General features: G+C 62.7%; 15 protein-coding genes. 7 read left to right on the forward strand and 8 right to left on the reverse strand.

The window, feature by feature from the left end; all coding sequences use genetic code 11:
* Window positions 1-278 precede the first annotated feature (278 nt).
* Window positions 279-3602 (forward strand): DUF1217 domain-containing protein, encoded by a 3324-nt coding sequence (locus tag GA0061105_RS18470; RefSeq protein ID WP_092752035.1) that lies wholly within the window; start codon window positions 279-281, stop codon window positions 3600-3602.
* Between the two features lie 240 nt (window positions 3603-3842).
* Here GA0061105_RS18470 and GA0061105_RS18475 read toward each other — a convergent pair whose 3' ends face one another.
* From GA0061105_RS18475 to GA0061105_RS18485, 3 genes are all read right to left on the reverse strand, one after another.
* On the reverse strand, window positions 3843-5279 hold the full coding sequence (locus tag GA0061105_RS18475; protein ID WP_092752037.1) for an FAD-binding oxidoreductase: 1437 nt from the start codon (window positions 5277-5279) through the stop codon (window positions 3843-3845).
* A gap of 32 nt (window positions 5280-5311) precedes the next feature.
* Window positions 5312-6286 (reverse strand): L-threonylcarbamoyladenylate synthase, encoded by a 975-nt coding sequence (locus GA0061105_RS18480; RefSeq protein ID WP_092752039.1) that lies wholly within the window; start codon window positions 6284-6286, stop codon window positions 5312-5314.
* 85 nt (window positions 6287-6371) lie between these two features.
* Complete coding sequence (locus GA0061105_RS18485) at window positions 6372-6980, reverse strand: DUF6656 family protein (RefSeq protein ID WP_092752040.1); 609 nt, start codon at window positions 6978-6980, stop codon at window positions 6372-6374.
* Between the two features lie 402 nt (window positions 6981-7382).
* Here GA0061105_RS18485 and GA0061105_RS18490 point away from each other — a divergent pair, with 402 nt between their 5' ends.
* A complete protein-coding gene (locus GA0061105_RS18490; RefSeq protein ID WP_064694184.1) occupies window positions 7383-8627 on the forward strand; it encodes an aromatic ring-hydroxylating oxygenase subunit alpha in 1245 nt (414 codons plus the stop codon).
* 127 nt (window positions 8628-8754) lie between these two features.
* Window positions 8755-9246 (forward strand): BA14K family protein, encoded by a 492-nt coding sequence (locus GA0061105_RS18495; protein WP_092752042.1) that lies wholly within the window; start codon window positions 8755-8757, stop codon window positions 9244-9246.
* A gap of 130 nt (window positions 9247-9376) precedes the next feature.
* Here GA0061105_RS18495 and GA0061105_RS18500 read toward each other — a convergent pair whose 3' ends face one another.
* Together GA0061105_RS18500 and GA0061105_RS18505 are read right to left on the reverse strand one after the other, a co-directional pair.
* Window positions 9377-9640 carry a DUF982 domain-containing protein gene (locus GA0061105_RS18500; RefSeq protein WP_092752259.1) on the reverse strand — a complete coding sequence of 88 codons (264 nt, stop codon included), beginning with the start codon at window positions 9638-9640 and terminating at the stop codon, window positions 9377-9379.
* Window positions 9641-10043: 403 nt separating this feature from the next.
* Entirely contained in the window at window positions 10044-11039 is a 996-nt protein-coding gene (locus GA0061105_RS18505) for a transporter (RefSeq protein WP_064694036.1), read from the reverse strand.
* A 207-nt stretch (window positions 11040-11246) separates the two neighbouring features.
* On the opposite strand from GA0061105_RS18505, the gene GA0061105_RS18510 reads away from it, so the two are divergent.
* Together GA0061105_RS18510 and GA0061105_RS18515 are read left to right on the forward strand one after the other, a co-directional pair.
* Window positions 11247-13022: an acyl-CoA dehydrogenase family protein gene (locus GA0061105_RS18510; RefSeq protein WP_092752044.1), complete on the forward strand. Its 1776-nt coding sequence runs from the start codon at window positions 11247-11249 to the stop codon at window positions 13020-13022.
* A gap of 9 nt (window positions 13023-13031) precedes the next feature.
* Complete coding sequence (locus tag GA0061105_RS18515) at window positions 13032-13784, forward strand: crotonase/enoyl-CoA hydratase family protein (RefSeq protein WP_092752045.1); 753 nt, start codon at window positions 13032-13034, stop codon at window positions 13782-13784.
* 8 nt (window positions 13785-13792) lie between these two features.
* On the opposite strand, the gene GA0061105_RS18520 is transcribed toward GA0061105_RS18515, so the two are convergent.
* Both GA0061105_RS18520 and GA0061105_RS18525 read right to left on the reverse strand, forming a co-directional pair.
* Entirely contained in the window at window positions 13793-15043 is a 1251-nt protein-coding gene (locus GA0061105_RS18520) for a class I SAM-dependent RNA methyltransferase (protein ID WP_092752047.1), read from the reverse strand.
* A complete protein-coding gene (locus GA0061105_RS18525; RefSeq protein ID WP_092752049.1) occupies window positions 15040-15786 on the reverse strand; it encodes a TlyA family RNA methyltransferase in 747 nt (248 codons plus the stop codon). Before GA0061105_RS18525 ends, GA0061105_RS18520 begins: the two co-directional genes overlap by 4 nt.
* A gap of 264 nt (window positions 15787-16050) precedes the next feature.
* On the opposite strand from GA0061105_RS18525, the gene GA0061105_RS18530 reads away from it, so the two are divergent.
* Window positions 16051-17994: a methyl-accepting chemotaxis protein gene (locus GA0061105_RS18530; protein ID WP_092752051.1), complete on the forward strand. Its 1944-nt coding sequence runs from the start codon at window positions 16051-16053 to the stop codon at window positions 17992-17994.
* A gap of 393 nt (window positions 17995-18387) precedes the next feature.
* Here GA0061105_RS18530 and dxs read toward each other — a convergent pair whose 3' ends face one another.
* The gene (gene dxs / locus GA0061105_RS18535; protein WP_092752053.1) at window positions 18388-20304 is read right to left on the reverse strand and encodes a 1-deoxy-D-xylulose-5-phosphate synthase; all 1917 of its coding nucleotides are present in this window, start codon (window positions 20302-20304) and stop codon (window positions 18388-18390) included.
* Window positions 20305-20566: 262 nt separating this feature from the next.
* Here dxs and GA0061105_RS18540 point away from each other — a divergent pair, with 262 nt between their 5' ends.
* Window positions 20567-22546 carry a phospholipase D-like domain-containing protein gene (locus tag GA0061105_RS18540; RefSeq protein WP_092752055.1) on the forward strand — a complete coding sequence of 660 codons (1980 nt, stop codon included), beginning with the start codon at window positions 20567-20569 and terminating at the stop codon, window positions 22544-22546.
* Window positions 22547-22566: the final 20 nt, after the last annotated feature.

Raw genomic sequence — 22566 nt, forward strand, 5'->3', positions numbered from 1 at the left:
GAGAGCCGGTTTGCGGTCTTCTCCTCGGGACTTTTCGTCCTCTATGTCCGACAATAGGCGGCCCCCCTTCCGTACAGCTTAAAAATTGCGGTTAAGAAAACTTTGCCTCCCCTGATGGTTATCAAAACCGAATCCGGCAGGGTTTCCGGAAGGTGAATGGCCTGTCGTCCTGAAATGACGCAATCCAAAGGTAAGTCTCGGGTAAGTTTTGCGTGGCAAAATGGGCTTACCAGCAGTTCGTCGTTTTTTTAGAGATTTTGCCGAAAAGGGCGCTTTTCATGATCACGGCCTCCCTCGCTTACACGATCCTGTCGAAGGACATGACGTCGAGCCTCAACAAGGTTGCGTCGCAGGCGACGGTCAAGAAGGACGCCCAATACTACGCCGACAATATCAACAAGGTCAAAGACGTCGACGACTTCCTCGGCGACTACCGGCTCTACAGCTATGCGATGAAGGCCTATGGTCTGGAGGACATGACCTATGCCAAGGCCTTCATGAAGAAGGTGCTCGAGAGCGATCTGACCGACCCCGACAGCTACGCCAACAAGCTCTCCGATACGCGCTACCGCGAATTTGCCGCCGCCTTCAATTTCAATGCGCCTGAGAAGGATGTGCAGACGGACGCGCAGGAGGACGAACTCATCGGTCTCTACAAGCAGTCCTTCGTCGATGCCGACAAGGCTGCGGCTACCGAGAGCACCTATTACAGCAACAATATCGACAGCGTGATGACCGTCGACGACCTGGTCAACAACACGCGCCTGCGCACCTATGTGCTGAAGACATTCAAAATCGATCCCACCTATGCGTCGAAGGATTTTCTGCGGCAGGTGCTGACGAGCGATCTCAGCGATCCCTCAAGCTTCGTCAATACGCAGGGTGGCGACAAGTACAAGGCGCTTGCCGCCCAGTTCAGCTTCAATGCCGATGGTACCGTCACCGGCACGGCGCAGACGGCGTCGCAGAAGGCTTCGGTCATCGAGACATATACGCTGAATTCCCAATCGGTCATCATCGACAATGCGGTCGGCTCCGACGTCTACTATGTCGGCAAGACGGCGGCCGACTACAACAAGGCCTACTACACCGCCAAGATCGGCACGATCACCAATGTCGACGAGCTGGTCGCCGACAGCCGGCTGACCTCCTACATCAAGACAGCCTACAGCATGGGGGCCGATTTCACCGCGGCAGCGCTGCGAACGGTGCTGACCGATCCCGGCTATGCCCAGCTGATGGGCTTCACCGATGTCTATAATGCCTTCAATTTCAAGGCAGACGGGACGATCTCGACCACGGCGCGCGCCCAGACGATTGCCCAGTCGAACAAGCTGAAGGACGCCGCGGCGAGCACCGGCAACTACTATACCGTGACCTCGCAATCGAGCAGCATCACCAATGTCGACGACCTGCTCGCCGACAGCGTGCTGGCGCGCTACATCAAGGATGCTTATGGCCTCGGCGTGAATTTCAGCAATGCCGAGCTGAAGTCCATTCTCACAGATCCGGCCTATGCCGCCGCCCAGGGGAAGGCCGGCCCCAATGCCGACTTCAACTTCAATGCGGATGGCTCGATCAACGGTTCGGTGATCCAGACCGACGCGCAGCGCAAGTCGACCACCGACAAGTCGGCGGCGAATGCGACGCACTTCAATGGCATGATCGGCAATGTCACCAATGTCGACGACATCATGTCCGATCCCGTCGCGGTCAGCTATATCAGAACCAGCATGCAGATCGCAGACAGCGTCTCGGATGCGACGTTGAGGACGTTCCTCGTTGATCCCGCGGCCGCCAGCGCCCAGGGCTACAGCGACGTCCACGCTCTCTTCAATTTCGAGACGGACGGGTCGGTCGCGACCCTTTATGCCTCGCAGACGGCCGCGCAAAGCGCGAGCACTGACAGCAAGGCCGATGACGCGGCCGTCTACTACCAGGCGACCATCGCCGGTATATCCGACGTCGATCAGTTGCTGGCCGATCAGAAGCTGAACAATTTCGTCCGCAACGCCTTCGGCATTCCGTCGACCGTCACCGACCTCGCTCTTCGCACTATCCTAACCGACCAGAGCGGCACCGGCACCTATGCCGACGTTGCAGCCGCCTTTAATTTCAAGGCGGACGGCACGCTCGAGGACGGAATGGCGGCACAAACGGACGGTCAGATCACCAACATCAAAATTGCAGCCACAGCGCGCACCAACGACTATTCCGCCAGGATGGGGACAATCTCCAATGTCGACGATCTCATCGCCGATCCCGCCATCACCAATTTCCTGAAGAGCACCTACAATCTGCCGTTCGATATCTCGGATGCCGATCTGAAGAGCATCCTCACCGATGCAACGGCGGCTGCCGCAGCCGGCTACGCCGATCTCAATGCCGATTTTAACTTCGCCGCCGACGGATCGCTTCCGGCAGTCAGCTCGATCCAGACCGCCGCTCAGGCGCAGGCCACCAACGACAATTATGCCGCCCGCTATGACGACGAGCGCGAGGAGGCGATTGCCGAGGTCGCCTCCAACTACAAGCGCATGATGGCCGACAGCAGCGGCCTGCTCGATTTCTCGGAGATCAACAGCGTCAACGATTTTCTGCGCACCAATGCCGCCGCCGACTTCACCAAGAGCAACGACAATCTGCCGGATCCCTTTCATGTGGCGCTGCAGGCCTTCGGCCTGACTGACCAGGAGGTGTCGCGCTCGATGATGCGCAAGATCCTGACGAGCGATGCCTATGATCCGGACGGCTATATTGCCTCGCTGAAGGACGAACGCATCACCAACCTCGCGCGCGCCTTCAATTTCGGCCCCGACGGCAAGGCGGCGTCGCCCTTTCAGGCGCTGCCCGACGCGACCATGGCCAAATACGCCACCGACTACAAGGCACATATGACCATGCTGCTGAAGGACGGCCCTGTGAAGGACAAGGCTGCGAAGGACGCGACGGCAGAGGTCGATTACTTCGCCAAGACCATGGCGAAGGTGAAGTCGCTCGACGATTTCCTCGATGACAGCCGCCTGACCGATCTGGTGCTGAAGGCGAACAATCTCGACCCGAAGGATTACGACAAGGCGACCCTGAAGAAGATCTTCACCTCCGATCCCGACGACAAGAAGAGCTATCTCAACGCCACGGCGGACGCGCGCTTCAAGGATATCGTCGCCGCCTTCAACTTCGACAAGGACGGCAATCTGACCCGCGCGAAGATCGGCACCATCCAGAACAAGGCGGCCGAGGAACAAACGCAGGAGCTTTACCTGCAGCAGACGCTGGAAACCCAGCAGGGCGAAAGCAATGACGGCGTGCGTCTGGCGCTCTATTTCAGCCGCAAGGCCTCCAGCATCACCTCGATCTATTCGATTCTCGGCGACAGGGCGCTCTATCAGGTCATCACGACGGCCTACAGCCTGCCGTCACAGATATCGGGCATGGACGTCGCCAAACAGGCCGATCTCATCAATCGCTTCGTCAAGCTCGAGGATCTCCAGGATCCGAAAAAGGTCGACAAGCTGCTGCGCCGCTTCACCGCGATGTACGACGTCCAGAACAGCACTCAGCAGTCGCCTGCCTTGCAGATCCTGACCGGCGGCGGCTAATACGGCAGGCTTGAGGTGGTTCGAGCAACGGGGAATTGCTCCGAGTTTCCCACGATCAGTAGGCTCAAGCCAAAACGGCCACTGGTGCGGACGGCTGCCCCTCACCCTAACCCTCTCCCCGTAAACGGGGCGAGGGGACGTGCCCTGCGATGAGGTTGGCGGGAGACGGAGAGGCCGCGGCATATCCCCTTCGCCCCGCGTGCGGGGAGAAGGTGCCGGCAGGCGGATGAGGGGCAAACCTCATATCTCGAGGCTGACGACCTTTCCCGGGTTCATGATACCAGCCGGGTCGAAGGCGCGCTTGATGCGGCGCATCAGCTCGATTTCGATCGCCGGACGGATTGCCGCCAGTTCGTCGCGCTTCAGCTGGCCGATGCCGTGTTCGGCCGAGATCGAGCCGCCATGAGCGAGCACCAGCCCATGCACGATATGGTTCATTTCGCGCCAGCGGGCGATGAAGGCGGCCTTGTCGGCGCCGATCGGCTGGGAAATATTGTAATGGATATTGCCGTCGCCCATGTGGCCGAAGGCGCAGATGCGCGCGCCCGGCATGGCCGCCATCACCGCTTTCTCCGCCTCGGCCATGAAATGCGGGATCTTCGACACCGGCACGGACACGTCGTGTTTGATCGAACCGCCTTCCGGCTTCTGCGCGTCCGACATGCTCTCGCGCATATGCCAGATCGCCTTTTGCTGGGCAACGGAGGCGGCGATCGCGGCGTCCTGCACCAGCCCGGCCTCGAAGCCCTGCTCCAGCACGCCATTCATCATCCGCTCCGCGGTTTCGGCCGAATCCGACGTCGAGATGTCGATCAGCACGTACCAGGGGTAGGCTGCTTCCAGCGGATCGCGCACACCGTCGATATGGCGCGTGGTGATCTCGACCCCGAAGCGCGGCATCAGTTCGAAACCGGTGAGCGAGGTGCCGCAGAGGCTGGCGGCAAGGTTGAAGAGGGCGAGCGCATCCTCGACCGAATGCAGGCCGGCAAACGCCACCTGATGGCCGAGCGGCTGGGGAAACAGCTTCAGCACCGCGCCGGTGATGATGCCGAGAGTGCCTTCCGCGCCGATGAAGAGATCGCGCAGATCGTAGCCGGTATTGTCCTTCTTCAGCTGGCGCAAGCCATCCCAGATCTCGCCGGTTGGCAACACCACTTCGAGGCCGAGGCAGAGCTGGCGCATATTGCCGTAGGCAAGCACGGCCGTGCCGCCGGCATTGGTGGAGAGATTGCCGCCGATGCGGCAGGAGCCTTCCGAGCCGAGCGACAGCGGAAAGAGCCGTCCATGCGCCTCGGCCGCCTTCTGCACATCGGCAAGGATCGCGCCGCCATCGGCGATCAGCACGTTCGCCACCGGGTCGACGTCGCGGATCCTCGTCATGCGTTCGAGCGAGAGGATAATGTCGGCCTGGCCCGTGCGCGGCGTCTGGCCGCCGACGAGACCGGTATTTCCGGTCTGCGGCACGATCGCCGTTCCGGTCTCGGTCGCAAGCTTCATGATCTCGGACACCTCCTCGACCGAACCGGGCTTCAAGAGGAGAGGGGAGGAGCCGTGATAGAGCCCGCGGTTTTCGATCAGGCGCGGCGCCAGATCGGCCTCGCCGCGCAGGGCGTATTTCTCGCCGACGATTGCGGCGAAGCGGTCGAGAAGATCGGGGGAAATGCCATGGCTGCTCATCAGGTCGATCCTCTGTTGCTCTATCGGATTTTTCAGTCGCGCGGGGCGGCAGCTCTTTGCAGGCGGTCGTTGATGGCTTCGCCGAGCCCGTCGTCCGGAATCGGCGCAAAGGCAATGCTCGAAACCCCGCTGGCGTCGGCCCGCTTCATATAGTCGAAAAGATTGGCCGCCGCTTCCGCCAGGTCCCCGCGCGGGCTGAGGTCGAGGACGATGCGTGCCGCCCGTGCGCCTTCGACCGCCGCACCGCCGAAGGCGATCAGCGCTTCGCCGGGTTCCACCGCCGTAACATTGAGGCGAACGCTCGCGCCCGGCGCATAATGCGAGGCGAGCATGCCCGGCGCCTCGATTGCCGCCGATGCCTTTTTTGCGCGCAGCAGCGGCTTGCCCGCGACGCGCTCGATCTCGCGTGCCGCCAGCCCGCCGGGCCGAAGCAGCCGCAGCCGGCCGCCCTCGGCCTTGACGATGGTCGATTCGACGCCGACGGCGCTCGGCCCGGCATCGAGGATCAGCGGGATTCTCGTCCCGAGATCGGCTTCGACATGGGCCGCACTCGTCGCGCTGATGGCGCCTGATGTATTGGCGCTCGGAGCTGCGAGCGGCCGCCCGAAGGCGCCGATCAGCGTGCCGGCGAAGCCCTTGGGCACGCGAACCCCGACGCTGTCGAGACCGGCGGTCGCCAGCGCGTGGACCCGGCTTTCAGCCTTCAGCGGCAGTACCAGCGTCAGCGGGCCGGGCCAGAAGGCTTCGGCGAGTGCTCGCGACACGGGGTCGAACTCGGCGTGGCGTTCGGCCATCTCAAGGTCGGCCATATGGCAGATCAGCGGGTTGAAGCGTGGCCGGCCCTTTGTCTCGTAGATGCGGGTGATGGCTGCCGGATTGGTGGCATCAGCCGCAAGGCCGTAGACGGTCTCCGTCGGCATGGCGATGGCAAAGCCATCGGAAAGAGCGGCGCAGGCAGCCTCGAGCGCCGCCTGCTTGTTTGCCTCTATATTGATGGTGCGTGCCATGTGCTGCCCGGTATTTCGTTCCGGCAGTCATTAGGCTTTCCGCTGCTTACGATCAATCGCGTTGTTGAATCCGGTTCGACAGGGTTCAGAGTTGGCGGATGATTTCGCGCAGCTGTTCGTTGCCGGCGCCGAGCAGCAGAATGTTTCGGATCGCCGCCTGGGGATCGTGGGTGCGGAAGAGCAGCCCGTTGCCGCGCACCGAGCGGTCGATGGCCATCTTTTCAGACGAATCCTCCCCCGGTTTGATCGCGACGGCGAAATACATGCGCGAATAGCCGACATCGATACGTTCGAAGAAGTTGTCGTTGTCGCCGATGTCGGAATAGAAATTGGCGATATAGAAGGCCCAGCTCACCTCTTCGTAGCGGGCGAATTTCGTCCGTGAGGCGGTGACGTGGCAATAGCCGAGATGCGGGCTGTCCTGCAGCGTCCGGTGAAAGATCATCTTCGGAAACTGGATCGAGTGGTGGAAGCCGTTGATGTGCTGATGCGTTTTCTCGCCGGCCACCTGCAGCTTGCGCCCGGTCTTCGCGGCGACCTCGTCATGGGTGAGATAGCGCTTTTCCTCTGCCAGCCAGTGCCGCCGCTCACGCGGGATGCGGCCGGTCCGCAGGAATTCGGAGTGCGCAGCGACCAGCTGCCGCTCCTGCGGCCGGATTACTTCTTTCGCGTCGAAATAGCGGAGTCTGGCCATGGTTTACGTGCTTCGTCGGTCTCGGATCGACAGCAGGATAGGATTGTATGCTTAACGCGGTGTTAAGAAGCGGCTGGTGCATCGGGCGGACACCGTCGATGTCGTAAATGCGACAATCGTCGACATCCGAGGGCTTCCCTCTTTGCCGATCCGGTCTTTACGCAATGTCGCAATTGACGATAATTGCCGCAGAGTCGGACGATTGGATTGACGGCGAGGGCTGCCTGAGGCCTTGCAGCATGCTGTCGTCAATTTCGAAGCCGATGTCGCATTACAACCAAGCGGCAGGAATGCCAGGTGATTAAATGGCGCCATGAACAATTCTCCCGCCGGAGAAGGAAGCAGGCGCGCTTCCATAGCTTTCCGCTTGAAGGCGGCAGCCGGGTGCACGAGGACACGAAGATGGATATTCGCAGCAACGTTTTACGTCAGCTCAAGAACCGCCGTGAGGGCTTCAGCCTCGAACAGCCGTTCTATATCGACGAGGATTATTTCAAGCTCGACATGGAGATGATCTACTATCGCGACTGGCTGTTCATCGGCCATGATTGCGAACTGCCGAAGGCGGGTGCCTATTTCACCGTCCAGATCGGCAGCTATCCGGTCGTCATCGTCCGCGGCCGAGACAATGTCATCCGCGCTTTCCACAACAGCTGTCGCCATCGCGGCTCGCGCGTCTGCACGAAGGAGCATGGCTCTTCCGTGCGCCTCGTCTGCCCCTATCATCAGTGGACTTACGATCTCGACGGCAAACTGGCCTTTGCCCGTCACATGGGCGACGATTTCGACAAAACGGGCTTCAACCTGAAGCCCGTTCATTGCGAAAGCGTCGCAGGCTACATTTTTATCTGCCTCGCAGACGCCGCCCCGGATTTCAAGCCGGTGCGCGACAAGATCGAGCCCTATATGGCGCCGCACCGGATAGGCGAGACCAAGGTCGCTTTCCAGAGCACGATCATCGAGAAGGGCAACTGGAAGCTCGTCTGGGAAAACAACCGCGAGTGCTACCACTGCGCCGCCAATCACCCGGAACTCTGCCGCACCTATCCCGAGGCGCCGAGCGTCACCGGCACGGATGGCGGCGCCGACGATCCGGAGATTGCCGGTCATTGGGCGCGCTGCGAGGCCGCCGGCCTGCCGAGCAAGTTCCAGATTTCGCCGGACGGTCAGTTCCGCACCGCCCGCATGCCGTTGATCGAGGATGCCGAGAGCTACACCATGTCGGGCAAGCCCGCCGTCCAGCGACGGATCGCCGACGACATCTCGATTAGCCATATCGGCACCATGCTGCTTTTCCACTACCCGACGACCTGGAACCATCTGCTCGGCGACCATGCCATCTCCTTCCGGGTGCTGCCGCTCAGCGCCAACGAGACGGCGGTGACGACCAAGTGGCTGGTCCACAAGGACGCCGTCGAGGGCGTTGATTACAATCTCGAGGAACTGACCCACGTCTGGACCGAGACCAACGACCAGGACCGCCGGATCGTCGAGGAAAATGCCTTCGGCATCCACTCGCCCGCCTATGAGCCCGGCCCCTATTCCGGCCTGCACGAAGGCGGCGTCATGCAGTTCCTCGAATGGTACTCGAACTTCATGGTGAACCGCCTGCAGGGCGACAAGGCGAAAATCTCCGCCGTTGCCTGACCGCTGCCGTTTAGCCACGGTTCAGTTCCGCTCATTCAAAAGCAGCCGGTCCCGGCCGCTTTTGGAACCATTCGCGCCCCCATACGTTGCAGGGCAGGCGGTGATCGCCGTTGAATGGGAGAGAGAAATGATCGGGCTGAGAAACAAGATGGCGACCGCGGTTCTGGCCGTTGCCGTCGTGCTGACGAGCTTCGTGCCGTCACAGGCAATACAGATGCCGGCCGCGCCGAAGGTTGAAAAATCCTCGGCTGTCGAGAATGTCCAGTACTATTACCGCGATTATTATCGGCGGCCCTATCGTCGTGATTATTACCGGCCCGGCTATCGCCCCGGCGCCTACTACCGACCCGGTTGGTATGGCGGCTATCGCGGTTATTCCTATTACCGCCCCGGCTATCGCCGTTATAACGGCTACTGGTACCCGCTCGCCGCCTTCGGCGCCGGCGCGGTCATCGGCGGCGCCATCGCCGCCCAGCCGCGCTACGTTGCGCCCGCACCGCGCATGGGTTCGTCTCACGTCGCCTGGTGTGCGAACCGCTACCGTTCCTATCGCGCCTACGACAATACGTTCCAGCCCTATAACGGCCCACGCCAGCAGTGCTATTCGCCGTATCGATAGGCCCCGAATGCTGCCCCTCACCTAACCTTCTCCCGGAAACGGGAGAGGGGACGGGCCAAACGTGCGGAGCGGAGCGATCGGGCGGCGGCATGAAGGAGCCCGTGAACGGATTTCATAGCCGGCTGCGAACTCAGTGAACGACGGTAATCACCGGAATGCCTGCTTCCTTGGCAGCACTGATCAGCGCTTCTCGCGCGTCCTCAGCCGGAAGGTCCCCGTGGATGGCATCTCGGCAAGCCTTCACCGCTGTAAGATATTCTTCGCCGTCGTCGAGTGGCCAGCAAGCCGTCAGCAGCTGCGCCGCATCCCAAAGGCTCGCGACAAGTATGTATTTTTCCGGCCCGTCTACAACGAGCATCAGAGGGCTGAATTCTCCAGGTGTGTGCCACTTCATGACATTAGGCCTCCCCACGGTGAACATATTAGTAACCGTGCAAGAACCGTTCCGGGCGGGTGGTGGCATGAACCAGCTCATCACCCGCGCATCGATCGCTGACATTGTCCGCCATCGCCGAGGCCAGAAATTAGATTGCCGAAGCGTCGCAAAGCTGACGGTGGCCGCCTCCCGCATGATGCGATAGGGGCAACGCCGCTGCGTCGGCGGCGGATAACCCACCCTCCGTCATCCTCGCCTTGAGCCGAGGATCCATCCCCAGTGCTGATGGAGGAGGCCTACGTTTATCCGCGGGTCAAGCCCGAGGATGAAGGAGTGTTGGGTGAGCTCTGTGGCAAGTACCGCGGCGTTTGATGGTATGGAAGCGACTGCGCGTCCCCACAGTCACGTCGAACTCTCACCCTCAAAGAATATTCACCCGCCGCAGCAGCCACCAGGCGAAGGCGATTGAGCCGATGATCAGGATGAAGGCATATTCCGTGCCGTAGTCGCCGACGGCAAACGGCAGGTTGGCGGTGTTCATGCCGAAGAAACCCGTCACCAGCGTCGGCGGCAGCAGGAAGGCCGTCATGATCGACAGCAGATAGAGGTGGCGGTTAGTCTCGGAGGATTGTTTCGAATCGATTTCTTCGTGCAGCAGGCGGGCCCGGTCCTGCAGGGCATAGACATCGTGGTCGACCGTTTCCAGCCGGCTCGTCAGCCGCCGCGCCACATCGTCGAAACCGAAGGGCATCTCGTCTTCGTCGGCTGCGGCCGCGCGGCGCATCAGCGCCAGCACTGTGCGCAGATGCCGGTGCAGCCGCACCACGGTTCGTCGAACCGGCGCCAGCCGCCGGCGCTCGTCGCGGGGGGCGTTGTCGTAGACGATATCCTCGATCTGGTTCAGCTCTTCGGTGAGCTCGATGACGATTGCGATCAGCGTGCGCTGGAATTCGATTACCAGCAGTTCGAAGAGATCGACCGGCCGCGAGAATTTGCCCGGATTCTTCTCTATCAGCGTGCGCGCCCGCTCGACGCTGCGCAGCGGCTGCAGCCTTGTGGTGATGATGAAGCGGTCGGACATGGCGAAATGCAGCCAGCCGAGATTGTTGGTGTCCTGGGCGAAATCGCGCTGGCAGTCGACGAGCGTGCCGTAGAGCATCTGCTCGTCGACGGTCAGGGCCGCATGCGTGTCATGCGTCGTCAACGCCGATTTCGCCTCCTCCGTCAGTCCTTCGAGCGTCTCGAGCAGGGCCGGCACACGGGCGTCGACGAGGTTGAGGTGCAGCCAGTAGAAACAGTTGTCGGCGGTCAGGTCCGCCACCGTCGCGCTGTTGTTCAGCCGCACCGCCGTTTTTTCATCCGGTGAGAAGCGATACGCCCAGACAAAACCGGGTATGTTGACGGGCAATGTATCCATTGGTCGCCGATCCTTTGCGAGGGCGATAAATTATCCTGCGTTTCTCAATGCCGTCCATGTGTGCAACTGTGCAAGAGCAAAGCGCCATGACGGCCAATTATCACATGGTGGCGCGTGAATGGAAATTGACGTTTACGTAAAAATCAACTAGCCCTTGCCAGGGAGTGGCTTGCATGAGGTGCAGGCCGGTCCCACGGAGGAGGAAGCATGTACAAGGCGCCGGTCGAGGAAATCGCGTTCACATTGAAGCATGTAGCCGGCATGGGCGAGGCGATGTCGAAGGGCCTTTTCGGCGATCTCGGCGATGATCTCGTCGACGCCATCCTGGCCGAGGCGGGACGCTTTGCCACAGAGGAAGTGGCGCCTCTCGCCGAAAACGGCGACCGCCAGGGCGCCCAGCTGATCGACGGCGAGGTCCGGCTGCCCGATGGCTGGCGTGATCTCTACCGCAACTGGATCGCCGGCGGCTGGAACGGCCTGACGGCGCCCGAAGCTTTCGGCGGCCAGGCCCTGCCGGATATGCTGAATGTCGCGGCGCTCGAAATGTGGAATTCCGGATCCATGGCTTTTGCGCTCGCTCCAACGCTGACCATGGGCGCCATCGAGGCGGTCAGCACCCACGGCAGTGCGGCGCTGAAAGAGAAATATCTGGCAAAGATGGTATCGGGCGAATGGACCGGCACCATGAACCTGACCGAGCCGCATGCCGGCTCCGATCTCGGCGTCCTGAAAGCCCGTGCCGAGCGGCACGCCGACGGCAGCTATCGCATATCAGGGCAGAAGATCTTCATCACCTGGGGCGAACACGACGCCGCCGACAACATCATCCATCTGGTGCTGGCCCGGCTGCCGGATGCGCCGGCCGGCACGCGCGGCATCTCGCTTTTTCTGGTGCCGAAATTCCTGGTGAACGACGACGGCTCGCTTGGGCCCCGCAACGATCTCTTCTGCCACTCGCTGGAGCACAAGCTCGGCATCCATGGTTCGCCGACCTGCACGATGATCTATGGCGACGGCCGGTTCGGTGACGAAAAGGGGGCGATCGGCTGGCTGGTCGGTGAGGAGAACAAGGGGCTCGCCTGCATGTTCACGATGATGAACAATGCCCGTCTGGCGGTCGGCATGCAGGGTGTGGCCATCTGCGAGGCCGCCACCCAGAAGGCGCTCGCCTATGCCGGCGAGCGCACGCAGGGCAAGGCTCCGGGCTGGACGGGCGCCGGCATGAGCCCGATCGTCGAGCATCCGGACGTCGCCCGCATGCTTCTCACCATGAAGGCGCTGACCCAAGGCTCGCGCGCCATCTCCTATTCCTGCGCCCATGCGATCGACATGTCCCGCCGGTCAGGCGACAGCCGCCACTGGCAGGAGCGCGCCGCCCTTTTGACGCCGATCGCCAAGTCCTTTTCGACCGATGCCGGCGTCGAGGTCGCCTCGCTCGGCATCCAGGTGCATGGCGGCATGGGCTTCATCGAGGAGACGGGTGCGGCCCGTTATCTTCGCGACGCCCGTATCGCGCCGATCTACGAGGGCACCAACGGCATTCAGGCGATCGACCTCGTCACCCGCAAGCTGCTACTTTCCGGCGGCGAGCAGGTGAAGGGCTTCATCGCCGAGCTGAAGGAGATCCCAGACGGTGTCCGCCGCTCCAATCTCGACGGTTTCGGCGAGACCGCTGCCCGGCTCGATGCAGCCATCGCCGACCTCGAACAGGCCACGGCCTGGCTTCTAGAGGTGCTGGCAGACGGGAGGGCCGCTGAAGCGCTCGCCGGCGCCACACCCTATCAGCGCCTGTTCGGGCTGGTGCTGACCGGCTGTTATCTCGCCAAGGGTGGGCTCGCCGAGAGTGGCGACGGCAAAGGCGAGGGCCGCATCGCGCTCTGCCGCTTCGCCGCCGAAAACCTGCTTGCCGAGACCGCAGCCCTTCGCGACCGGGTCGTCAACGGCGCGGCAAGTCTTGCCGCCGCCCGCATTCTGCTTGCCTGAGGAGATTCCATGACCGATCACATCATCGTCGAGCAGCCTTCCGCCCATCCGGGCGTCCAGATCATCCGCTTCAACCGGCCGGAAAAGAAGAACGCCTTCACGCGCGCGATGTATCGCACCATGGCCGATGCGCTGAACGCCGCCAATAAGGACGCGAATATCAGGGTGACGGCCTTCCTCGGCACCGAAGGCAGCTTTTCAGCCGGCAACGACATCGGCGATTTTCTGGCCGCCGCCATGGGCGGCAGCATGGGAGAGGAGCTGATCGATTTCCTCTACGCGCTTGCCAGATCCGAAAAACCGCTTGTCGCCGGAATAGACGGCTTGGCGATCGGCATCGGCACGACCCTCAACCTGCATTGCGACCTGACGATCGCTTCCGACCGCAGCCAGTTCCGCACGCCCTTCGTCGATCTGGCGCTGGTGCCGGAAGCGGCTTCCAGCCTGATCGGCCCGCGCATCATGGGCCACCAGCGGGCTTTTGCCATGCTCGCCGCCGGAGAAGCCTTCAGCGCCGCGGAAGCACGTGAAGCCGGGCTCGTCTGGAAGGTGACGACGCCGGAAGAGGTTGAAAACCAGACGCTGGCGGCTGCCGCAAAGCTTGCCGCCAAGCCGCCCGAGGCGCTGCGCATCGCCCGGGAGCTCGTCCGCGGCCCGCGCGAGGAGATCATCGCCCGGATCGATGAAGAAGCCCGCCATTTCTCTGCCCGGCTGAAAAGTGCAGAGGCGCGGGCCGCTTTCGAGGCCTTCATGCGTCGCTGAAGCGGCCTCTACTTCTCCAGCGTCGCCACGACCTCGACATGCGAGGACCAGAGGAACTGGTCGATCGGCGTCACGCCGGTGATGCGGTAGCCGCCTTCGACGAGGATCGCCAGATCGCGCGCCAGCGTCAGCGGGTTGCAGCTGACGGCCGCGATCTTCTTCACCGCCGAGCGGGCGAGCTCCTTGCACTGGAACTCCGCCCCGGCGCGCGGCGGATCGAAGACGACGGCGTCATAGGGCTTGAACTCCGGCGTCATCAGCGGACGGCGAAAGAGATCGCGTTTTTCGATCGTCACGGGTTTGAGGCCCTGGCTTTTGCGGGCGGCCAGGTCGAGGGCTGCGAGCGCCTTTGCCTCGGCTTCGACCGCATGGACCCGGCCGACCCGTGCCAGCCTCAGCGAAAACGTGCCGGCCCCGGCGAAGAGATCAGCGATCCGTTTCGATTTGCCGGCATGGGCAAGCACGAGCGCCGCCATCGCCTCTTCCGCCGGCTTGGTCGCCTGGGCGAAACCGCCCGGTGGCGGCGAAACCTGGACACCTCCGAAATCGACGAGCGGCTTCGACGGCTCGACCAGGATCTCGCCATTCACCGTCACGCGGGCGATGCCGCGCAAGGCCAGCACGGTTTCGATCGCCTTGCGCCGCTGCGGGTCGGAGAGCTTCTTGATCTCGTCGACCGCCAGGTCGAGGCCGGAGAGCGTTTCGAGCACCGCGATCCGGAAGGGTTCGGCGCTGGTCGCCAGCGATGCGGCGATCGCCTTGATCGCCGGCAGCCGGGCGACGATCCCGGGCGAGGAGATCGGACATTCCTCGATGGCGACGATATGGTGGCTTTCGGCCTGGTTGAAACCAACAAGCATATCCTTCTCGGTCCGGCGGGCCGCAAATACCACACGCCGTCGCTCCCCCGGGTGGGCCGGGATGGTCTCGCCGACCTCCGGCGTCAACCCCTTGGATTTCAGCGCATCGATGACCAGCTGACGCTTGAAGGCGCGGTAAGGGGCATCTGCCAGATGCTGCAGCGTACAGCCGCCGCAGGTGCCGTTGACGCCGTCCGGTCCGAAATGCCGGCAGGGCGGCTCCTGCCGGTCGGGTGAGGGCGCTGCGATCGACATGATCGTGCCGTGACTTTTGACGCGGGCGATCGCCACTGTTTCCCCGGGCAGGGAAAAGGGTACGTAGATAGGCCCGCCGGCATGGCTTGCGATGCCGTCGCCCTGGGCCCCGAGTTTCTCGATGGTGACGGTTTCGGTGCTCACGCTTTCAATCCTGCCAGAAGGTATTCCCGATTGCCGTCGCCGCCTGATATCGGGGAGGGGATGAGGCCGAGGCTTTTCCAGCCCATGTCCTCGGTTAACCAGCGCTCCAGCTCCGACGCGACGGCGGGAGCGGACGAGGGGTCCTTCAAAAGCCCGCCCTTGCCGATTGCCTCGCGGCCGGCCTCGAACTGCGGCTTGACCAGGAGCACGGCGACGGCACCCGGTCCGGCCAGATCGAGCGCCGGGCCCAGCGCCAGCTTCAGCGAGATGAAGGAGACGTCGGAGACGATGAAGGTGGCGGGCTCGCCGATATCGCCAGCGGTCAGATTGCGGGCGTTGAGGCCCTCGCGGTTCGTCACCCGCGGATCGGCCGAAATGCGCGGGTGCATCTGCCGATGGCCGACATCGATTGCTGTGACATGCGCGGCACCGCGCTGCAGCAGCACTTCGGTGAAGCCGCCTGTGGAAGCGCCGATGTCAAGACAGTGATGGCCGGCTGGGTCGAGCCGGAAATGGTCGAGGGCGGCTGCGAGCTTCAGTGCGGCGCGCGAGACAAAATCCTGCGCGGGGTCATCGATCTCGATCGCCGCATCCGCGCCGAAGAGCGCGCCCGCCTTCGTCACCACCTGGCCGGCGATGCGCACGGTGCCGCGCTGCACGGCGTCGCGGGCCCGCGAGCGGCTGGCAAAGAGGCCGCGGGAGACGAGAAGCTGGTCGAGGCGTTGGCTGTTCTGATCGGGCATCGGCTGTGAATGACCGGCAAAGCCGCCGCTTGCAAGTATTTTATTACCAGTCACGACAGCCAATTCCTGCGATGTGCGATTTATACAAATTTAAAGCCTGCCCGCATAGGTTCGTCGCGATTGCAGCGGTTCGCCCGAACCGCTTGGTGCCATGAAGGCGCAGGCGTCTTCCGCCGATCATGTTTCCGATTCCAAGTCTCTGCGGTTGCGTCTTGCGCGCGACCGTCTCTCGCCGCGTCGACTGTCGCCAGGAGAAATTCACCGATGTCTGCTAAAAACATATCCTTGAACGGGAAGCTTGCGGCCACGTTCGCAGCCCTCATTCTGATCTTCATGTCCGTTTCGGCCTTCGTCTATTCCAAGGCGACGGCGTCGGCGGCCGCTTCTGCCGAGCAGGAAAAATCGGAGCTGCTCGTCAACCAGATCGACGATGCGCTGCAGGCAATGCTAGAGCAGGCGGTCAACCTGCGCGGCTTCATCCTCTTCCGCAGCGACAGCACCTATGGCGATGTCTTTGCCAATCGCGAGCGCATGCTGAAGGCGATCGCCGCCGCCAGGCAGACGGCATCAGGCGAGCCGCAGCTGGTCGAGATGATCGACGGCATGCAGAAGGCCGCCGACCTTTACTTCCACGAACTTGCCGAGCCGCAGACCAAGGCGCGCAAGGAAACCGACATGCCGATCGAAGAGGTCATCAAGATCGGCGTCAACGCCACCAAGGGTCAGCTCGACGGTTTCCGCCAGGCGTCCGCTAAGATCAAGGCCACCGCCCGTGAAAAGGCGAATGCGCTCGCCGCAATCCGCGCCGATGCCAACAATGATCTGACGACGACACTGCTGGCAGGCGGTATCATCGCCTCGCTGGCCGCCGCCCTTCTTGCCTGGCTGATGTCGCGTACCATCGTCCGCCCGGTCGTCGGCATGACCGCGGCCATGGACCGTCTCGCCGGCGGTCAGAACGATATCGAGGTTCCGGCTGTCGAGCGCGGCGACGAAATCGGCCGCATGGCCCAGTCGGTGCTGGTGTTCAAACAGGCGGCGATCGAGAAGCTGCGCCTTGCCGGTGAAACCGACCGCATGCGTGATGACGCCGAGCGCCAGCGCCAGGCAAGCGATCAGCAGAAGGCGCGCGAAGAAGGCGAGCTCCGCCACGCCGTCGACGCTCTGGCCGGCGCTCTTTCCGGCCTTGCCGTCGGCGATGTCGCCGCCCGCATCCAGACGCCCTTCGCGCCGCAATATGACAGCCTGCGCAACGACTTCAACAATGCTGTCGAAAAGCTGCAGGCCGCGCTCCAGTCGGTCGGCCGCAATGCCTCGGCGATCAATGCCGGCGCCGGCGAGATCCGCTCGGCCGCCGATGATCTTGCCCATCGCACCGAGCAGCAGGCCGCCGCCGTCGAAGAAACCGCCGCAGCGCTCGAAGAGGTGACGACGACCGTGCGTGACAGCGCCATGCGCGCCGAGGATGTCGGCAATCTCGTCGAGCGCACCCGCCTCGGCGCCGAAAAATCCGGCGATGTCGTGCGCAAGGCGGTCTCGGCCATGCAGCAGATCGAAAGGTCCTCCGGCGAAATCTCCAACATCATCGGTGTCATCGACGATATCGCCTTCCAGACCAACCTCTTGGCTTTGAATGCCGGCGTCGAGGCGGCACGCGCCGGCGAGGCGGGCAAGGGTTTTGCCGTCGTCGCCCAGGAAGTGCGCGAACTGGCGCAGCGTTCCGCCAAGGCTGCAAAGGAAATCAAGGACCTGATCACCAATTCCGGCACGCATGTCCAGACCGGCGTCACGCTGGTCGGCGAAACCGGCAAGGCGCTGGAAGCGATCGTCGCCGAGGTGCAGGAAATCAACCGCAACGTCAACGCGATCGTCACCGCCACGCGCGAACAGTCGATCGGGCTGCAGGAGATCAACACCGCCGTCAACAACATGGATCAGGGCACGCAGCAGAATGCGGCCATGGTCGAGGAGCAGACCGCCGCCAGCCATGCGCTCGCCCAGGAAGCCAGCGCCCTGGACGAGCTGCTGCGCCAGTTCAAGCTCGGGAACCAGCTTGCCGCTCCGGCCCAGAGGACGACCGCCGCCACGCCTGCCTCCCGCCCGGTCGCCTCACCGGCCCGCGCCCTCGCCAGCAAGGTCAGCAAGGCCTTCGGCGGAAGACAGGCAAGTGCTGCGGTTGCGGTTCAGGAAGACTGGACGGAGTTCTGAGAGCGGCGCTTCGGAAGGGACGTCAAAGGAAGGGGCGGCGCAGTGATGTGCCGCCTTTTCTTAATTGGGGCACTAATGATCAACACGAAAAGCATCATGTTTCCGATGCTTAGACGTCTTGTTTGACTGCGGCATCTCCTCACTCTCCGTCATCCTCGGCCTTGAGCCGAGGATCCATGCCACCGCCATCGGTGGATGCGGTGTGGATGCTCGGCTCAAGGCCGAGCATGACGGAGGGTGGGTGGCTGCTGGAGCAAGTACAGCAATGGGGGCAGAAGATGGGCGGCATATAGGAAATCTTGCGCCCTGCCGGTTGCTGCCCCAATCTCCTTCGGTACTCGTCCCGGTCGTGCCGGCAGGCGGATGAGGGGCAGCGCACCCTCGACCGATCACTTACCCCGCAACCCCAACAGCAACCCCGCGCCCCAGCGCCCGGAACACCGTCGAAACGATCCCCGCACGATCGAGCCCGGCATGGGCGTTCATGGCTTCGGGCTTGGCCTGTTCCATCCAGATGTCGGGCATGACGAGCGAGCGGATCTTCAGGCCGTTGTCGAGCAGGCCTTCGCTCGAAAGATACTGCATAACCTGGCTGCCGAAGCCGCCGACGGAGCCTTCCTCGACGGTGATCAGCATCTCGTGGTGGCGGGCGAGCTGGCGGATCAGATCGTGGTCGAGCGGCTTGGCGAAGCGCGCATCGGCGACCGTCGTCGAAAGGCCGGCGGCTTCTAGATCTTCGCTTGCAAGCAGGCAGTCGGCCAGACGGGTGCCGAAGGAAAGCAGCGCGACCTTGGTGCCTTCCTTTACGATACGGCCCTTGCCGATCTGCAGGATTTCGCCGCGTGCCGGGATGTCGACGCCGACACCTTCGCCACGGGGATAGCGGAACGAGATCGGCCCGGCGTCATAGGCTGCTGCCGTGCGCACCATGTGTTTCAGTTCGGCCTCGTCGGCCGCCGCCATCACCACGAAGCCGGGCAGGGTGGCGAGGAAGGCGGTGTCGAACGAGCCGGCATGGGTCGGCCCGTCGGCGCCGACGAAGCCGGCGCGGTCGATCGGGAAACGCACCGGCAGGCCCTGGATCGCCACGTCATGCACGACCTGGTCGTAGGCGCGCTGCAGGAAGGTGGAATAGAGGGCGGCGAACGGCTTGTAGCCTTCGGCGGCAAGGCCGGCGGCGAAGGTCACGGCATGCTGTTCGGCGATGCCGACGTCGAAACAGCGCGACGGAAAGGCCTCGGCGAGCTTGTCGAGGCCGGTGCCATTCGGCATGGCGGCGGTGATGCCGACGATCTTTTCGTCGAGGGTGGCTTCCTGCACCAGCGCTTCGGCAAAGACACTGGTATAGCTCGGCGCATTCGGCTTGACCCTGGCCTGGGCGCCGGTAATGACGTCGAACTTGTTGACGCCGTGATATTTGTCGGCGGCGGCTTCGGCCGGCGGATAGCCTTTGCCCTTCTGGGTGACGACATGGATCAGCACCGGTCCGCGGCCATTGTCGCGCACATTGCGCAGGACGGGCAGCAGGTGGTCGAAGGAATGGCCGTCGATCGGTCCGATATGATAGAAGCCCATCTCCTCGAACATCGTGCCGCCGGTGACGTAACCGCGCGCATGTTCGACGGCGCGGGTGATCGCCCGGTCGATATTCTTGCCGAGATAGGCCGTCAGTTTCTTGCCGAAGTCGCGGAAGCCCATATAGGTGCGGCCGGAGGCGAGGCGGGCGAGATAGGCGCTCATCGCCCCGGTCGGCGGCGCGATCGACATGTCGTTGTCGTTGAGGATGACGATGAGGCGCGCATCGAGCGCGCCGGCATTGTTCAGCGCCTCATAGGCCATGCCGGCCGACATCGCCCCGTCGCCGATGACGGCGATGACGCGCCGGTCGGTTTTGTCGAGATCGGCGGCGATCGCCATGCCGAGGCCGGCCGAGATCGAGGTCGAGGAATGCGCCGCCCCGAAGGGATCATATTCGCTTTCCGCCCGGCGGGTGAAGCCGGACAGCCCGTTTTCCTGGCGCAGCGTGCGGATCCGGTCGCGCCGGCCGGTGAGAATCTTGTGCGGATAACATTGATGGCCGACATCGAAGATCAGCCGATCATCAGGCGTATCGAAGACGCTGTGGATGGCGATCGTCAGCTCGACCACGCCGAGGCCGGCGCCGAGATGGCCGCCGGTGCGCGACACCGCATCGATCATTTCGTCCCGGACCTCGCGGGCGAGCTGCGGCAGGTCGCGATCCTCGAGCTTGCGCAGGTCGGCGGGGTAGATGACCTGGTCGAGCAGGGGGGTCTTCGGCAGTTGTGTCACGGGCGGGTGCTCTTTCTTGCTTTTCCTCGTTTCGCTTTATTCGATTAGATCGGGGCAAAACAAGTGCATTTCAGGAACCGAAGGTTTTCACCTTAGAGCATGGCGGAAAAAAGTGTGAGCGGTTTCGGAAGATATCACTTTCTATTTCTGTGAGTTGCATTCGCCCGATTTGCCCGGGCGATCGGACGCGTGAAGACCGGCGAGCAGCTTGTATATGACACGGAATGGTAGCACTGTTGCGGCGCTGGCTGGGGGACCGATCATGGGAACGATTGTTGCAGCGCATGCCTATGTCAACAACGAGGTCGCCTATGTGGCCTGGGACATAGACGACAAGATCGATGGATGCCTCGGGTTCGAAGTCGTCCGCGTCTATCTCGACGAACAGGGAAACGTCGCGACAAGATCCGATGGCAGCGAGGACCGTGTGACTTGCGCCGCCTGGGTCGCCTTCAAGGGACAGCGCAATCCGTATTGGCTGCCGCAGACCACCTCCCTCTGGCCAGTGCAGAAGCTCTCCTGGCGCGATCTGACGCTGCGCAAGCGGCGCAACGAGATGAGACGGCGGCCGGACGAGGTCCGCGTGCGTTACGAGATCCGTCCGCTCGGCGACCTGAAGCCCGGCATGCAGGCTGCGCCGGATCCGACGCCTCGGATGATCGAGATCAACAAGCGCGACGAAAATGGCAGGCCGATCAAGAAGCTGGACGGCAGCTTCGAGAAAATCGCGGTCAAGGCCTATCAGGGACCTCCGCGGCCGCTCGGTTATCTCGGCCCGGCCGTCGCCTCCAATCCGGTGCATGTGACGCGCAAACGTGGCCAGTTCGAGTCCACCTTCACCAACGGCATTCTCGCCGCCCAGTGGCTGCGAAACGTCCTGCTGGAGGACGGCGTGAAACAGCCGAACGAACTGATCGACATGATCTCCAATCCGGAGAACGGCATCCGCAAATATCTTGCCGGCGATGTCATTCCAATGCTCAGGGAGTTCATGAATGCGCCCGGACGCTTCCTGGTCGCGCTCTATGAGCTCGAGGATAAGGAGCTGCTCGACCTGCTGCTTGCCAACAAGGACAGGCTGCGCATCATCCTCGCCAATACGGGAAAAGTCGGAGACGAGTGGGATGTGCGGAATGCCCACGCCCGCAAGGCGCTGATCGACGCCGGCGTCGAGATTCACCACCGGATGTTCAACAATTCGAGCCAGATCGGCCACAACAAGTTCGTCGTGCACATCCCGCCCGATGGCGCTGAACGCAGCGTCTTCACCGGCAGCACCAACTGGACGGCGACGGGCCTTGCCGGCCAGTCCAACAATGCGTTGATCGTCAGGAACGATGCGGTTGCCGCGGCCTACGTCGCTTATTGGGAGCGGATGCTGGAAGACAATACGACGCTGGAAGCGCCCGTCGAATTCGACGACGGCATGCCCGACAATCAGCAGAGCAAGGCGTTCCGGCTCTCGAACGAGACGCCGTCCACAGTGCCCACCGGCAGTGGCGCCTCGGTCGAAACGTGGTTCGCGCCGAACATGCAAAGCCGAAGAAAGGGCAAGGACACGCCGCCCGATCTTCGCGAGGTTTACCGGCTGATGCGCCGCGCCGAGCACGCTGTGCTGTTTCTCGCCTTCTATCCCGGTCAGTCGGGCAGGGATTGCATCGTCGGCGAGGCGATCGATATCGGCCTGAAGGATCAGAAGCTGATCGTCACCGGCGCCGTTTCCAGCCCCCAGGCCATGCCCAACTACGTCGCCGGCAAGAAGAATGATCCCGACGACGAGGACGACGATACCGCGTCCATCTCGCCGCATACGTTCGACGAGGCCAATGTCTCGATCGTCCGGGCCTCGCGCATCGACGACCGCCAGCTCCTGGCGGATTTCGGCGCGGAGGAACTGACGGCCAAGAAGGTCGGCGCCATCATTCACGACAAGGTGCTGGTGATCGATCCCCTGTCGAAGGACTGCGTTGTGGTCCTAGGAAGCCATAATCTCGGCTTCAAGGCCTCTTACGCCAATGACGAAAACATGCTGATCGTCAAAGGCGACCGCGCGCTTGCCGAGGCCTATGCCGTCCACATCCTCGATGTCTACGATCACTACCGCTTCCGCGCGGTCGAGGCGGAACTGAAACGCCAGGGCAAGAAGGGCTGGTCGGGCTTTCTCAACGTCGATGACAGCTGGCAGGATCGCTACGTCAACCGCACGAAAGGTGCGCTGACGCGCTATTTCGCGGCGGGCTGAATTCCGGGAGACGGTGACGG

Source organism: Rhizobium aethiopicum (genome assembly GCF_900094625.1).
GTDB lineage: Bacteria > Pseudomonadota > Alphaproteobacteria > Rhizobiales > Rhizobiaceae > Rhizobium > Rhizobium aethiopicum.

Coding starts and splice junctions, on each gene's coding strand:
- GA0061105_RS18480 (WP_092752039.1), bottom strand. CDS start 6,286: ATGGCACGCACCATCAATATAGAGGCAAACAAGCAGGCGGCGCTCGAG.
- GA0061105_RS18470 (WP_092752035.1), top strand. CDS start 279: ATGATCACGGCCTCCCTCGCTTACACGATCCTGTCGAAGGACATGACG.
- GA0061105_RS18475 (WP_092752037.1), bottom strand. CDS start 5,279: ATGAGCAGCCATGGCATTTCCCCCGATCTTCTCGACCGCTTCGCCGCA.
- GA0061105_RS18490 (WP_064694184.1), top strand. CDS start 7,383: ATGGATATTCGCAGCAACGTTTTACGTCAGCTCAAGAACCGCCGTGAG.
- GA0061105_RS18530 (WP_092752051.1), top strand. CDS start 16,051: ATGTCTGCTAAAAACATATCCTTGAACGGGAAGCTTGCGGCCACGTTC.
- GA0061105_RS18485 (WP_092752040.1), bottom strand. CDS start 6,980: ATGGCCAGACTCCGCTATTTCGACGCGAAAGAAGTAATCCGGCCGCAG.
- GA0061105_RS18500 (WP_092752259.1), bottom strand. CDS start 9,640: ATGAAGTGGCACACACCTGGAGAATTCAGCCCTCTGATGCTCGTTGTA.
- GA0061105_RS18515 (WP_092752045.1), top strand. CDS start 13,032: ATGACCGATCACATCATCGTCGAGCAGCCTTCCGCCCATCCGGGCGTC.
- GA0061105_RS18495 (WP_092752042.1), top strand. CDS start 8,755: ATGATCGGGCTGAGAAACAAGATGGCGACCGCGGTTCTGGCCGTTGCC.
- GA0061105_RS18540 (WP_092752055.1), top strand. CDS start 20,567: ATGGGAACGATTGTTGCAGCGCATGCCTATGTCAACAACGAGGTCGCC.
- GA0061105_RS18525 (WP_092752049.1), bottom strand. CDS start 15,786: ATGCCCGATCAGAACAGCCAACGCCTCGACCAGCTTCTCGTCTCCCGC.
- GA0061105_RS18505 (WP_064694036.1), bottom strand. CDS start 11,039: ATGGATACATTGCCCGTCAACATACCCGGTTTTGTCTGGGCGTATCGC.
- GA0061105_RS18510 (WP_092752044.1), top strand. CDS start 11,247: ATGTACAAGGCGCCGGTCGAGGAAATCGCGTTCACATTGAAGCATGTA.